This window comes from Streptomyces sp. KL116D (assembly GCF_030766975.1).
Taxonomy (GTDB): domain Bacteria; phylum Actinomycetota; class Actinomycetes; order Streptomycetales; family Streptomycetaceae; genus Streptomyces; species Streptomyces longispororuber_A.
Genome location: NZ_JASERH010000014.1, coordinates 21,870 through 36,336 on the forward strand (window position 1 = coordinate 21,870; position 14,467 = coordinate 36,336).

10 protein-coding genes are annotated in these 14,467 nt (G+C 72.9%); 9 read left to right on the forward strand and 1 reads right to left on the reverse strand.

Going from position 1 to position 14,467, the window contains the following annotated elements:
* Positions 1 to 857: 857 nt before the first annotated feature.
* The gene (locus RBJ77_RS04745; protein ID WP_372343824.1) at positions 858 to 1,169 is read left to right on the forward strand and encodes a hypothetical protein; all 312 of its coding nucleotides are present in this window, start codon (positions 858 to 860) and stop codon (positions 1,167 to 1,169) included.
* A 533-nt stretch (positions 1,170 to 1,702) separates the two neighbouring features.
* The gene (locus tag RBJ77_RS04750; RefSeq protein ID WP_372343900.1) at positions 1,703 to 1,945 is read left to right on the forward strand and encodes a hypothetical protein; all 243 of its coding nucleotides are present in this window, start codon (positions 1,703 to 1,705) and stop codon (positions 1,943 to 1,945) included.
* Positions 1,946 to 3,135: 1,190 nt separating this feature from the next.
* Here RBJ77_RS04750 and RBJ77_RS04755 read toward each other — a convergent pair.
* Complete coding sequence (locus RBJ77_RS04755; protein ID WP_372343825.1) at positions 3,136 to 3,381, reverse strand: hypothetical protein; 246 nt, start codon at positions 3,379 to 3,381, stop codon at positions 3,136 to 3,138.
* A 486-nt stretch (positions 3,382 to 3,867) separates the two neighbouring features.
* Here RBJ77_RS04755 and RBJ77_RS04760 point away from each other — a divergent pair, with 486 nt between their 5' ends.
* The 7 genes from RBJ77_RS04760 (at position 3,868) to RBJ77_RS04790 (ending at position 14,183) form a co-directional block, all read left to right on the forward strand.
* Complete coding sequence (locus RBJ77_RS04760) at positions 3,868 to 5,343, forward strand: protein kinase (RefSeq protein WP_372343826.1); 1,476 nt, start codon at positions 3,868 to 3,870, stop codon at positions 5,341 to 5,343.
* Positions 5,344 to 5,436: 93 nt separating this feature from the next.
* Positions 5,437 to 6,261: a glycoside hydrolase domain-containing protein gene (locus RBJ77_RS04765; RefSeq protein ID WP_372343827.1), complete on the forward strand. Its 825-nt coding sequence runs from the start codon at positions 5,437 to 5,439 to the stop codon at positions 6,259 to 6,261.
* 140 nt (positions 6,262 to 6,401) lie between these two features.
* The gene (locus RBJ77_RS04770; RefSeq protein WP_372343828.1) at positions 6,402 to 7,079 is read left to right on the forward strand and encodes a SurA N-terminal domain-containing protein; all 678 of its coding nucleotides are present in this window, start codon (positions 6,402 to 6,404) and stop codon (positions 7,077 to 7,079) included.
* A gap of 68 nt (positions 7,080 to 7,147) precedes the next feature.
* On the forward strand, positions 7,148 to 8,125 hold the full coding sequence (locus tag RBJ77_RS04775; RefSeq protein WP_372343901.1) for a nucleoside triphosphate pyrophosphohydrolase: 978 nt from the start codon (positions 7,148 to 7,150) through the stop codon (positions 8,123 to 8,125).
* A gap of 53 nt (positions 8,126 to 8,178) precedes the next feature.
* On the forward strand, positions 8,179 to 10,731 hold the full coding sequence (locus tag RBJ77_RS04780; RefSeq protein WP_372343829.1) for a hypothetical protein: 2,553 nt from the start codon (positions 8,179 to 8,181) through the stop codon (positions 10,729 to 10,731).
* Positions 10,728 to 12,011, forward strand: a complete 1,284-nt coding sequence (locus RBJ77_RS04785) for a cytochrome P450 (RefSeq protein ID WP_372343830.1) — start codon at positions 10,728 to 10,730, stop codon at positions 12,009 to 12,011. The genes RBJ77_RS04780 and RBJ77_RS04785 overlap by 4 nt, the downstream gene beginning before the upstream one ends.
* A 249-nt stretch (positions 12,012 to 12,260) precedes the next feature.
* On the forward strand, positions 12,261 to 14,183 hold the full coding sequence (locus RBJ77_RS04790) for a recombinase family protein (RefSeq protein WP_372343902.1): 1,923 nt from the start codon (positions 12,261 to 12,263) through the stop codon (positions 14,181 to 14,183).
* The last annotated feature ends 284 nt before the right edge of the window (positions 14,184 to 14,467 follow it).

A 14,467-nucleotide genomic window follows, 5' to 3' on the forward strand; every position in this document is an offset into this window, starting at 1 on the left:
AAGATCTGCTCCGCGCCGACACACCGTCGGCGCCGGCGCGGGCGTCGGCGGACAGCAGGCTCGCGTCGAACTTCTCCTGCTGTCGTTCGTGACGGTCACGGTCACCTTGTAGGCGTGGTTGCCGCTCTTGTGGCCCGCCGCGTACTTCGCTCGGGCTGAACGCGACCGCGTTCGACACGGTGACGGTCAGGTCGTCGTCGTAGACCACCGAGTCGCCCGCCTCGAGCGCCTTGCCCGTCCGGCTTCTCGTCGCCCTTGCCGCCCTTGTCCTTGCCACTGTCCTTGTGCGTCGGCGCCGCCGGACGGCTTCGTGTCTCTTCGCCTTGCGTCCGACACCGACTTGTTGATCTCGTCCACGGCGTCGTCGACGGCCTTGAACGTCGTGCACGCGCCGAAGACCGCGAGGCCCAGGGAGACCAGCGCGAGGATCGCCCGGCCAGCGCCACGCCCTTGTCGTCGCCTCGCCGCGCTTGGCGCGGCCCCGGCCCTGTCAGGCCCAGGATCAGCGCGACCACACCGAGGATGCCGGCCAGCCAGAACATGAACGGGATCAGGCCCGACACGGCGCCGATGATGCCGAGGATCAGCGCCGCCGTCCCCAGTCCGTTCCGCGCGATCTGCTGCTGGGGCTGCTGCTGCGGCGGCTGGGTTCCGGCGGGTACTGGGGTGCTGCTGGGCCTGCGACATGTCTGTTCTCCGAGATGAGAGACGCCAACCTCCCCCGGCTTTCTCCGTATCCGGCGGTTGGCTGGGTCAAGAACACCATTGCCTGTGAACCGAGTCAACCGCGTTCACGGAGATCGACGTGTGAACAGTTGTGGACCGGTTCTTACGTCGAGGTCGGTAGGGTCGGGCGCATGGAGAACGCGACAGAGGTGACGGCCGCCGGAATCGCCCGGCTCGCCGAGGGTCGGACGGGCCGCGGTCAGCAGCTGGCGGCGACGGCACGCCGACTTCAAGCCGGTGGGCGGCACCGAGACCAGCCCTCCTTCGCGCTCGCCGAGGTCGAGGAGCGGCTGCGCGCAGGGCGAAAGCTCGCCGAGGTCCCGCTGCGCGAGCGCGTCTGGCAGCGCAGCTCGCCGGCCACGCGGGCCCGGTCACCGCGCTGCTGCACGCCGGAGCCGTCCTCCTGCTCGTCCACGACCGCTCCACGGAGTGGCTCGCGCTGAACGGCGAGAGCGACGACCGCCTCCTCGCCGAGCGCCTGCCCGCCGCCCTCGAAGGCGCGTCCTCGCCCCCGCTTCGGACCGGCCCACGAGCGCGCCCTCGCCACCCCGAAGGCAGCCGCCCTGCTCCGTCCGTGCCCCTGCGTTGCGCGGCGCCGCCGAGCTCGCCGCCGACCTCGGCACCCGCCGCGCCTTCGCGTTCCTGCTCGGCCGCCACCTCGACGCGAACCCGCGGCAGTACACGCTCACCCCGCCGGGACCCGCCGCCCTGATGGCCGCCCTCGCCGGACCCGCCGACACCGCCTCGACCCGGCCTGCGGCACCGGCGCAGTTCCTGCTGCGCGCCGTGCGCACCCTCGACCCGCGCGCGGACCAGCACCTGTACGGCCAGGACTGCAAAGCGCCCGACCTCGCGGCGCTCACCGCCCTGCGCCTCGCGCTCGACGACTCGGCAGCACCCCGCCGCCCACCCTCCGCACCGCCGCCGCCGACACCCTGCGCGGCGACGCGCTGCCGACGACGTGCGGGCCGACGTGGTGCTCGCCCACCCGCCGTTCAACGAGCGGGGCTGGGGCCACGACGAGCTGGCCTACGACCCGCGCTGGGAGTACGGCTTCCCGGCCCGCACCGAGTCCGAACTGGCGTGGTGCAGCACGCGTTGGCCGCCTGAAGGACGGCGGCACCGCCGTCCTCCTGATGCCGCCCACCGTCGCCTCCGCCGCTCCGCCGCCGGATCTCGCGCCGACCTGCTGCGTGCCGCGGCGCCCTGCGCGCGGTGATCGCCCTGCCCGCGGGCGCCGTCCCGCCGAACAACATCCCGCTGCACCTGTGGGTCCTGCGCCGCCCCGCCGCCGCCACGCCCGCCCCCGAACTGCTCCTCGTCGACACTCACCGGCACCGCGTCCGGCGACGTCCGCGAACAGCAGGCGTGGGCCGTCGTGCAGCAGGCGGCACTCGACGCCTGGCACGCCTTCGACCGGGACGGACGTCTCGCCGAGCGGCCCGGACTCGCCCGCTCCGTGCCGGTCATCGAGCTGCTCGACGACGAGGTCGACCTCGCGCCCGCGCGCCGGCTGCCCCGCCCGCCGCGGGCGACGGCGGCGCCAAGCCGAGCTGGTCTCCGTACGCGAGGAGCTCACCGAGACGCTGCGCCTGGCCACGAAGCTCACCCCGAGGACGCCCGCCCGGCAGACTCGGCGGGGCGCTGGCCGCAGACCACCGTCGGGAACTCGCGCGCGCGGGCGCCCTCACGCTCCACACCGCCGCGACCGCGAGCGGCACCGGCGGGCTCCGCGCGCGTGCCGCGCTCACCGACCACGACGTGCTCACCGGCGCCGTCCGTCCGGTTCTGCCGGTTCGGCCGGCGAGGATCCGGTGCTCCTGGCGACCGGGGACGTCGTCGCGCCCGTCGCCGGCAGAGCAGGCGCGACCGCCCGCGTCGTCGACGAGGCCACCGCGGGCGCCGCGCTCGGCGCGGCCTCGCGCTGCTGCAGCTCCCGACCGGCCGCGCTCGACCTGCCGCGGTTCCTCGCCGGGTTCCTGCGCGGCACCGCGAACAACCGGCAGGCCAGCAGTTACGCAGCCACCGCGACCCGGCTCGACGTGCGCCGCCTCCAGCCGCCCCGCCTCCCCTGCCCGAACAGGCCGGATACGGCGAGCGGTTCAGAGGGCCATCGCCGCTTTCGAGGAGGCGCGCTGAGGCGCGCGCGAGCCGGCTCGGCGAGCAGCGCTCGTCCAGGGCCTGCACGACGGCCTCACCGACGGCCCTGTTGGAACCGAGTGAGGCTCTGCGCGATCCAGGTAGACAACGGTTCGGCATACAACCCGCCTGTTGTCCCGGTCGGCCATACGCTCGCCCGATGGAGCACGCAGTTCGAACGCAGGCACCCACCCAGCAGGAGCGAGCCATGCACGGCCACGGCTATGCGCCGCCGCCCAGGCTTCCGCCGCCCGGAGCAGCAGGCAGAGATCACTGCGCGTGCTCTTCGTGGCGATCGCCGTCCTGACGGTCGGCTTCCTCGTCTCGTGCCACGACGCTCCGGCTCGCCCGACCACCCGCAGCAAGGTCGACGCGGGTCTTCGGCGCCGTCGCCGGAGTCCAGCTCTCGTCTGCTGGGTCGGCGCCTTCAGCGATCCGGCGGTGAGGAGTCTCGCCACCTGGTGGGGCAATGCCGCGATGGGCCTGATGCTGGTAGAACCTCGCCGTGTCGGTCACGTATTACCTGGTCGCCGACATCCGGCACGGCCGCCGGCAGCAGCTCGGTGCGGCCGGTCCCGCCTCCTGTACGGCATGCCGCAGCGCCGCAGCGCCTCGTACGGCTACCCGCAGCCCCAGCCGCAGACCTAGCCCGCAGAGACGCCCCCGCCGCCGATGCACGCGATGCTTCCACCAGACCGCGGGCCCCACGCCGCCGGCCGCCGCAGAACCAGCACCGAGCCAGCACCCGAGCCAGCACCCGAGTCAGTGCCGCCACCTGAGCCAGCACCGAGCCAGACCCAGGGCCAGATCTGCCCGGTCAGACGCAGGGTCAGCCCCCGCACCGCATCGACCAGGTCCGTCGCCGAGCTGGACGAGCTGAGCGACTACCTGCGCAAGCAGGACGGCGGCCGGTGACCAGTTCGGCAGGGCTGCCCACCACGGCAGGACGCGTCGTCGCGGGATCGTGCCACTGAACTCTCCACGCTCATCGGCCAGGGCGGCATGGGCCAGGTCTGGACGGCGTACGACCAGCGCTCTGACCGCCGCGTCGCCGTCAAGCTGGTCCGCCCCGACCGGGTCGCGGGCGCCGAGGCCGACGAACTGCGCCGCCGCTTCCTGCGCGAGTGCCGCGTCACCGCCCAGGTCGACCACCCCGGCCTGGTCACCGTGCACGACGCGGGCACCGAGGACGGCGGCCCCGACGGCGCCTCGTTCCTGTACCTCGTCATGCAGTACGTCGACGGCTCCGACCTCGCCGACCACCTCGCCGAGCACGACCCGTACCCGTGGCCCTGGGCCGTCTCCATCGCCGCCCAGCTGTGCGCCGTGCTCTCCGCCGTGCACGCGGTGCCGATCGTGCACCGCGACCTCAAGCCGCGGAACGTGATGGTCAAGAAGGACGGCACGATCACCGTCCTCGACCTCGGCGTCGCGTCCGTCCTCGACACCGACACCACCCGCCTCACCCACACCGGCTCACCCATCGGCACCCCCGCCTACATGGCGCCCGAGCAGGCCATGGGCGGCGCCGTCGGCCCGTACACCGACCTGTACGCGCTCGGCGTGCTGCTGCACGAACTCCTCAGCGGCGACGTCCCGTTCGCGGGCACCACCGCCCTCGGCATCCTCCACCGCCACCTGTACGAGGCCCCGCTCCCGGTCCGCCAGCTGCGCCCCGAAGTACCGGAGGCCCTGGAGAACCTCGTCCTGCGCCTCCTCGCCAAGGACCCGCAGCACCGCCCCGCCTCCGCGCAGCAGACCTACGAGGAACTGCTCCCGCTGCTGCCCGCACGCGGCGTGCCCACCGGCCACCCGCTCGACCCGACCCGCCCCTTCCTGCGCCCGCACGCCCCCTGGCCCGACCGGGCCGTCACCCCCGCGCCGCAGCCCGCCGGATCCGACGTCCAGGGCGACCGCCCCGACGTGGCACGCGCGGTCGACGAGGTCAAGCGCCTCCTCGGCGAGGGCCGCATCACCCAGGCCGTCGACATCCTCGGCGCGATCCTGCCCGCCGCGGCCGCCCAGCACGGCGAGCACTCGCCCGTCGTCCGCACCCTGCGCAAGCAGTACGCCGCCACGCTCATGGACGACGGCCAGTACCGCCGCGCCCTGCCCGAACTGCGCCGCCTCGCCGACGAGCGCGCCGCCGAGGCCGGCCACGCCGACCCGCAGTCGCTCCAGTTCCGCTACGAGTCGGCCCAGTGCCTCGAAGCCCTCGGCGAACCGGCCGCGGCCCTCGCCGAATACCGGTCCCTGCTGCCGTACTACGAGAACCAGTACGCCACCACGGACCTGCGTCTCGCCCTCGAAGTACGCCGCCGCATCGGCCAGTTGCTGCTCGCCGTCGGCGACCGGGGCGCCGCCCAGGAGACCCTGGTCCGCCTCCTGCACGACTCCGAGCGGCTGCACGGCCCCGGCCACCCGTTCCCCGCCGAGGTCCGCCGCACCCTGCAATGGCTGGGCCAGGTCAGAGGCTGACCCTCCCTTTGCGTTCCCTTGGCGGTGCGCCTGCCATGATCGTCCGCGCAGGTGCGGCACCAGCGGAACGCACAGCAGGACAGGGGTGGGGACATGGCAGGGCACAAGCTGTCGAGAAGACGTCGCAGGATCGCCGGGGCGGCGGTCGGCGCCGCCGTACTCGCCGGCGGCATCACCGTCCAGCAGTCCCTCGCCACCACGGCCTGGCCCGCCGCCGCGTACTACAAGGGCCGCGCGTTCGACACCTGCACGGCGCCCTCCGCCACCGCCATGAAGGCCTGGCACACCGGCTTCTACGGAGCGGCCGCCGTCTACGTCGGAGGCAGGAACCGCGGCTGCGCCCAGCCCAACCTCACCGCCTCCTGGGTGAAGACCGTCACCTCCCAGGGCTGGAAGCTGATCCCGCTCTACGTAGGCGCACAACCGCCGTGCGCGAGCGGCTCCAACCCGGAGAAGATGACGTCCACGACGGCCGCCTCGCTCGGCGCCACCGACGGCGCCGACGCGGTGAACAAGGCATCCGCGCTCGGCATGAAGGCGGGCAGCGCGCTCTACCTCGACGTGGAGGCGTACGACGTCACGAACTCCTCCTGCAACACCGCCGTCCTCACCTACGTGCGCGCCTGGCAGAAGGCCGTCCACGCGAAGTACTACCGCACCGGCATGTACGGCTTCTCCAGCTCCGGCGCCAAGGCCGTCGCCACGACGACCGACCGCAGCAACCTGCCGGGCAACCTCTGGTACGCCAAGTGGGACAAGGTGAACACGACCACCACCGACTGGCCGTTCGCCACCACCCTGTGGACCGGCCACCACCGCGGCCACCAGTACATGGTCAACAGCAAGGAGTCGCGCGGCGGTTACCCGATCACCGTGGACCGCGACGCCTGGGACGCCCCGGTGGCCGTGGTCGGCTGAGAGAGCGTGCCGCCCCGTCGATACCTCAACTCGCGGCGAATCGTTGTCGAATAGGTGGCCGAGGAAGCGGCCACCTCCTAACATCGATCATCGCCGGACTTTGTGCACCGACGCACAAACTCGCCGCAGGGAGGCCCACCTTGCACCGCCGCAACAGCCGCCGCACCGCGCTCGTCCTGTCCGCCGCCGCCATCGCCGCGGTCCCCGCCCTCACCGCCTGCGGAAGCGAGGCCCACCCCGGCGCCGCGGCCGTCGTCGGGGGCCAGCGCATCACCGTCTCCCAGCTGGAGAGCCGGGTGAACGAGGTGCGGGACGCCCAGCAGGACGCCACCGCGGACTCCGCCCAGTACGAGCAGGCCATCGCCAAGACCGGCGGCCTCACCCGGAACACGCTGCACACCATGGTCCTCGACCGGGTCCTGCACCGCGCCGCCACCGACGCGGGCGTCACCGTCTCCCGCAAGGAGATGCAGGGCATGCGCGCCGGCCTCGAACAACAGGCGGGCGGCGCCAAGCAGTTGGAGGTGGCCTGGCTCCAGCAGTACAACATCCCGCCGAAGCGGCTCACCGAGAGCCTGCGCACCGAGATCGAGGCGCAGAAGCTGGCCACCGCGCTCGGCGCCGACACCCAGACCCAGCAGGGCGAGGCGGCCTTCTGGAAGGCGCTCGCCACCGCCTCCAAGGAACTGAACATCGACCTGAACCCGCGCTACGGCGCCTGGGCGGTGTCCCCGCGGGCCCGTCTCGTCGAGGCGAAGACGCCGTGGCTGAAGCAGGTCACGCGGCAGGCCCCGGCCGACGCCCAGCAGACGGCGTAGCTCCCGTAGCTCCCTCCCGGGGACGGGCTGTCGGTGGGCTGCGTTAGCTTCGAGACGTGAACGACAAGGTGAACGACACCCCCACCGGCGCCGCCGGCCGCATCGTCCTGCTCACCACCAGCCACCGGGTCGCCCCCGGACTGCTGTCCTGGCAGGCGTGGGAGGTGCTGCGCGCCGCCGACGAGGTGCTGTGCGCCGACCCCGCGCACCCCCAGCTGCCGTACCTGAAGGAGGCGGGCGTCGAGGTCTCGGCCGACACCCCGACCGCCCGCGAACTGGTCGACCGCTGCGCCGACGGGGCCCGCACCGTCGTCGTCCTCGCCACGGCCGAGGGCGACCGCCGCCTCACCGACGGACTCGCCGCGCTGGCCGGCTCCGGCCGCGAGACGATGCCCTCGCTCGAACTGCTCCCCGGCTCGTACGACCTGCCGGGCGCCCGCCTCCTCGACCTCGTGCAGGTCATGGACCGGATCCGCCGCGAGTGCCCCTGGTCCCGGCTGCGCACCCACGAGGACCTGGCGAAGTACGCGATCGAGGAGGCGTACGAGCTGGTCGAGGCGATCGAGACGGACGACCGGGACGAGCTGCGCGAGGAGCTCGGCGACGTGCTGCTCCAGGTCGTCTTCCACGCCCGCATCGCCGAGGAGGACGCCGACGCCCCGTTCTCCGTGGACGACGTCGCGGGCGGCATCGTCGACAAGCTCATCCACCGCCATCCGCACGTGTTCGGCGACGAGAGCGCCACCACCCCGGAAGAGGTCCGGGAGATCTGGCTGCGCAAGAAGGGCGAGGCCAAGCGCCGCGCCTCCGTCACGGACGGCGTCCCGGTCGGCCAGCCCGGCCTCGCCCTCGCCGCGAAGCTCGGCTCCCGGGTCCGCACGGCGGGACTCGACGTACCGGTTCCCGGCGGTTCGGGCGTCGGGTACGAGCTGCTGGCGCTGGCCCTGCGGGCGGAGTCGGAGGGCGTGGACCCGGAGGCGGCGCTCAGGGCGGCGGCCCGGGCCTACCGCGACGCGGTTCGCGCCGCCGAGGGGCTGGCGGATTAGTACCGTTGCGCTAGGTGCGGTCGGCTCGTCTGGGGGCTTGTGTGGAGCGGGAGTTGGCGGAGCGGGCGGCCGATGCGCTGATCGCCGCGATGCGGTCGGGGAAGTGGTCGGCACGGGACCAGGACCGGTTCGTCGAGTACTTCGCGAGCACCGGGGACCCGGACGGTTCGCTCGTCGTCGAGCTGGCGGAGCTCGCGGGCGCCGTCCGCACGGGTGACGCGGCGCTCGGCCTGCACCGTGCCGCCTGGGCCGCCCGGTTCCGCGAGGCACTGCTGCGGTGGCCCGGCAGCGAACAGCGGCTGGGCGACCTGACCGACGAGTACGCGGAGCCGGACGAGCCGGTCATCGACTTCAGCCCACCGGCCTGGTACCTGGGCGAGACGGCGCAAGGGCCCCGGGCCCGGGAGACCGAGCGCCCGGCCGACCGGCCCGACGGCCGGGACCCGGAGTGGTACGCCGCCCGGGACGCCCTGTTCCGCGCCGCCGACAGCCGGGACCGGGAGTGGTACACCGCCCCCGACGCCCGGGAGGTCGCGGACCGGGCCGCCGCCGCCCTGCGGGACGCCGCCGGCCCGCCCCCCTTCCCCCTGCGCTCCCCCCGCTCCGGCCGGCCCGACGGCCAGGACGTCCCCCGCCCGACCGCTCCCCACCTGCCCACGGCCCCGGCGGACGCCCCCGCCCCACCGGCGCCCACCACCACGAACACCGTCACCGGCGGCACCCAGCAGGCGCTCGTCCAGGCCGGCAGCGTCGGCGCGATCCACCAGCACTTCGGCGCCGCCCACGACGGCCCCGACTGGCGCCCCGTGCACCACATAGGCCCCGCCGAGTTCGGCGTGCGCCCCACCCGCCGCGTCTCAGGACTCCCCGACGTCCCGCCCTACGTCCCCCGCGACTGCGACGCCGAACTCGCCGCGAACCTCACCCAGTACGGGCTCGTCCTGCTGCTCGGCAAACCGGTCACCGGCACGTCGTACGCCGCCTGGCACGCCGCCCACCACCTCGACGGCCACCAGCTCTACGCCCCCGAGCGCGGCGCGGACCTGCGCGCCCTGCTCGGCAGCCTCAAGGGGAAGCCGGGCCGGTACCTGCTGTGGCTCGACGACATCGAGGGACACCTCGGCGAACGGGGCCTGGAACCGGGCCTGTTGGGGCGGCTCACGGCACTCGGGGTGCGCATCCTCGCCACCATGGACGCCGACGCCTACTACGAGCGGCGGACCGGATCGACCCCCGGCGACCGGGTCATCGCCCACGCGCACACCGTTGAACTGCCCCGCACCTGGAGCGAGTCCGAGTTCGCCCGGCTCGCCGAGCAGGTCGAGGACCCGCGCGCGTACGAGGCCCACCTGTGGACCGGCGGCGGGAACCCGGCCGCGTACCTGGCGCTCGGCCACCTCCTGCACGAGGAGTGGATCCGGCTGAGCGCGCGGAACGCCGACCCGGACGGCGTCGCGCTCGTCCGGGCCGCGCTCGACGTGGCGCGGTGCGGCTACGCCGGCCCGGTGCCGCTGGAGCTGCTGCGGAAGCTCGGAGCGCCGGGTGACACCGGCTGGGCGGCCCGGGAGCGGATCGGGAACGTCGGCTTCCTGATGCCGGGGGAGCGGCCCGGGACCTGGCGCGCCCACGGGGCGCTCGTGGCGGGCACGCTGCGGACGGCGGGCGAGCCCGCCACGGACGAACTGCGCTGGCAGGTGTTCGACGCGGCGGCGCACCGCGGCCCCGAGGAGGCGGCCGTCGGCGACGCCCTCGCCGCCGTGCTGCGGCCCCGCGCCGAGGCCGGCGAGGCCGACGCGGCGCACGGCATGGGCCAGCTGGCCCGGCTGGCCGGCGACCCCCAGCAGGAACGGCGGTGGTTCCGGCAGGCGGCCGACGCCGGACACGAGGAGGCCGTCGAGGACCTCGCCGTCCTGCTCGTGGCGGACGGCGAGTTCACCGCGGCCGTCCCCTACCTGGAGACGCTGGCCGCGGCGGGCAGGACCTGGGCGGCCCTCGAGCTCGCCGATCACCACCGGGCCCGCGCCGAGGAACTGCTCACCGGCGCGGTGGAGGCGTCGGTGCCGTCCGGGCGGGCGGCGCTGCACCTCGGCGACCTGATCAGCGGCACCCCCGGCCGCGCCGAGGAATCGATGAGCCACTACATCGCCGCCTGGGACGCCGGCGTCGGCGACGCGGCCCTGCGCATCGCGGGCCTGCTGCACGACTGGGGCAGACCCCAGGAGGCCGAGCCCTGGTACCGCTGCGCCGCCGACGCGGGCGACACCCTCGCCGCCTACTACCTGGGCGTCTTCCTCTTCAACGCGGGCGACCGCACCCCCGAGGTGCACACCCTCCTCACCCGCGCCGCCGAGGCGGGCCACGCCGCGGCGGAGACCGCCCTCGGCCTGCTCGCGGAGGAGCGGGGCGCCCGGCGGGAAGCCTTCACCCACTACGAGAAGGGCGACGAGGGGGGCCACCCCGAGGCCGCCTACCGGATCGCGCTCATGGCGGACGACCCGGCCGTCCGGGACGACTGGCTGCACAGGGCCGCGGAGCAGGGCCACTACGACGCGAACAGGACCACCGGGACGATCGCGCCGGACCCGCCGGATACCGTCGACGGGTGACCGAGAGCCCCACCCCGCAGCCCGCCGCGCCCGAACTCTTCACCTGGGAGTTCGCCGCCGACCCGTACCCCGCCTACGCCTGGCTGCGCGAGCACTCCCCCGTGCACCGCACCACGCTGCCCAGCGGCGTCGAGGCGTGGCTGGTCACCCGCTACGCCGACGCCCGCCAGGCCCTCGCCGACCAGCGGCTCAGCAAGAACCCGGACCACCACGACGAGCCGTCCCACGCCAAGGGCAAGACGGGCATCCCCGGCGAGCGCAAGGCCGACCTGATGACCCACCTCCTCAACATCGACCCGCCGGACCACACCCGCCTGCGCCGCCTCGTCTCCAAGGCGTTCACCCCACGCCGGGTGGCCGAATTCGCCCCCCGGGTCCAGGAGCTGACGGACCGCTTCATCGACGACTTCGCGGCCCGCGGCGAAGCGGACCTGATCCACGAGTTCGCCTTCCCGCTCCCCATCTACGCGATCTGCGACCTGCTGGGCGTCCCGCGCGAGGACCAGGACGACTTCCGGGACTGGGCGGCGATGATGATCCGGCACGGCGGGGGCAAGCGGGGCGGTGTCGCTCGCGGTGTCAAGAAGATCCGCGACTACCTGGCCGAGCTGATCCACCGCAAGCGCGAGGCACTCGGCGACGACCTGATCTCGGACCTCGTCCGGGCGTCCGACCACGGCGAACACCTCACTGAGAACGAGGTGGCGGCCATGTGTTTCGTGCTGCTCTTCGCGGGGTTCGAAACCACCATCAACCTCATTGGTAACGGCACCTATTCGCTGTTGAGGGATGAAGAGCAAAGAGCCGCATTGCAGGATGCGGTGGACGGCGATGATCTGCATCTGCTTGATTCCGGAATCGAGGAGATGCTGCGCTTCGACGGCCCGGTCGAGGTGGCCACCTGGCGGTTCGCCACGCAGCCCTTGGAGATCGGCGGGCAGGACATCGCTGTGGGCGATCCGGTTCTCGTGGTTCTCGCCGCGGCGAATCGGGACCCGTCCCGGTTCGCGGAACCGGACGTCCTGGACCTGGCCCGCAAGGAGAACCCGCACCTGGGGTTCGGGCACGGCATCCACTACTGCCTGGGGGCACCGCTGGCCCGCCTCGAAGGGCGAACGGCCCTGGCGACCCTTCTGCGCCGCCTGCCCGACCTGAAGCTGGCCGAGGAGCCCGCCGAGCTGAGGTGGCGCGGCGGCCTCATCATGCGTGGACTGCGCAGCCTGCCGGTGACCTTCACGCCGCAAGCGGTTCTCGGCGGGGCGGGGCGAGAGGCGCACTGAACTTCCGGAGACCGGGACCACGAAGCATCGTTCCTGCATGTCCCACATGCGAGGGAAATTCGTTGAACCCTCTACGCGCGCAGATCTGCAGACATAGGTTCAGCGCGAAATGGACCGGCCCCGAGACGCGAACCTCGGGGCCGGAAGAGTCCCGGCGGTGTGCGACCACCCCGGGACCGGAACAGCCGTGGAGGGCTGAACATGTCCATTGTGGCACCCGGGAGTTCACCCGGGGACGAACCGCACGTGATGGTCACGTACCGCCGCGTGTCGACCAGGGACCAGCTCGAGGGTTTCGGACTCGAGGACCAGGACGAGCTCTGCACCGGATGGCTCGGCGCGCATGAGGGTGTTGTCCTCGCGGGGGACTACGTGGACGGAGCGGTGTCCGGCTCCCTCGACGGCCGCCCCGCGATGGCGCGATTGATGCGTGACGCCCGCGGCGGCGGTTTCCAGCGCATTCTGGTGGCGAGTGTCGACCGCGTGGGAAGGACGGCGCGTGCCGCGTACCAGTGGGCCTGGGACATGGCGGACCTGGGCGTCCACTTCATCGCTGTCCGCGAGGGGATCGACACCAGTACCGAATCGGGCTGGGCCGAGTTCAGGCGGCACGTCGTCTTCGCCGAGATGGAGTGGCGCCGCATCCGGGAGAGAACCGTTGCCGGCCGCGAGGCAAAGATCGGTTACGGAGGCTGGCCCGCTGGGCCCGCTCCGTACGGCTACCGGATCGTCTCCGACGTCGTGGAGACGGAGACGGGGCGCAAGCGCCTGTCGGTACTGGTGACGGACGACCATGAAGCCATGGTGCTCACCGTCGCCGCGGCGTTGCTCGTCGACAACGACATGAACTGCGCCCAGGCCGCAGCCGAGTTGAACCGGCGGGGGCTTCTCACGCGGAGCGGGCGCCCGTGGGGTGCGGCGAACCTGCGGTCCCGCCTCAGCAGCGAGACCCTCCACAAGGGGTACGTGACGTATCGCAAGCTGAGCGGGGGGAGCCGGACGGGGACGGCCGAGAGCGGCGATCCGTATGACGGGGCACCGGTGAGGATCGGCGTGCCGCCCGTTCTCGGGGAGGGGCGGGCCCGGGAGTTGTGGGAGTCACTGCGCAGGACGGGTTTCCAGAACGGGCGACGCCAGGACCGGATCTACCCCCTGTCCGGGCGCATCACCGGTGAGTGCGGCGAGACCTACACCGGGGCGACCGAAGGCGATGACGCTCGGCGGGTGTATCGCTGTCGCGGACGGCTGTCCGGAGCCTGCCGTGAACTCAATCTGAGGGCCGACGAGTTCGAGTCCGTCGTCCTGGAGGAGCTCTTCGTGGTCCTCCGGCAGCCGGTGAGGGACCTCTCCGTAGTGCACGGGGCCGGTCGGCGTGAGGCGGAGACCGGGGACCGCGATCGGTACGAGCGCAGGGTGGCGGAGTTCAGTGAGGCGATCGCGCGACAGGAGGACCTGCTCCTCACCAAGGTGCCCGAGTACCTTGCGGCGGGTATGGACCCGGAGTTCCTCCAGGCTTCCATCGCGTCGGCGCAGGAGCAGCTGACCGATCTGCGATGCCAACGGGCGGTGGCTGCCGAGTGGCTGGCCGTCAGGGCGGAACAGGATCGCCTGAAGGCCGACCTCCGCGACGTCGTGGCCGCCGGACCCGACATCGTCCCCCGTCTGACCGCCGTGCAGGCGGCGCGCCTGTGCGACGCCTACGAGGTGGAGGTCGTCCTGGTGGCGCGGGGACAAGAGCGCAAAGCAGGGGTGAGATGCCCTGTCACCGAATGGCATCGGGAGACGGGCACCCTGGTGCCGCCGGACCCGACGGATGAGGAGTGGGAGGCGGTCGTCGCGGCTGTGCGCCCGTTTTTCGCCAAGAAGCACTTCACCAGCAAGTACGACATCCGGAAGCAGTTCGACTGGATGCTCCACCGGCTTCGTACCGGGCTCGCATGGGTCGACATGCCTTTGGAACGGGGGCAGAGGGAGGCTGTCCGCGCGCGGCAGCTGGCCTGGTGGCAGAGGGGGGCCTGGCCCCGTGTGATGGAGATCCTGGGCGCCGACCTGCGGGGAGACCCTGCACACCGGCGTACGACCCTGCCGCCCTTCCGACTGGTGACCCTCTTCGGTGGAGGAGCCGAAGAAACAGGCGGCGATGAGGGGGCTCCCCGCGGCCGTGCGGCCTGACCCTCGCGGCGTGATCTCCCGGATCTGCGCTGGCGCGGCGGCCTCATCATGCGTGGACTGCGCACCCTGCCGGTCGAGTTCACACCGCGTCAGGCATAGCGGTCACGTCCCGTTTCGCACCTTAAGCGAGCCCCAAGGAACTGACGGTCCGTCAAAGCTGTGACTTTCACGTGATCTGCGCTGCATCGACTTGTGACAAGCGTTCGAGTCCCGCTACGTTCACCAGTCATCGCGACACATGCACAACAGGCACCACTCTTCCCACCCGTCGCGTGCAGCATCAG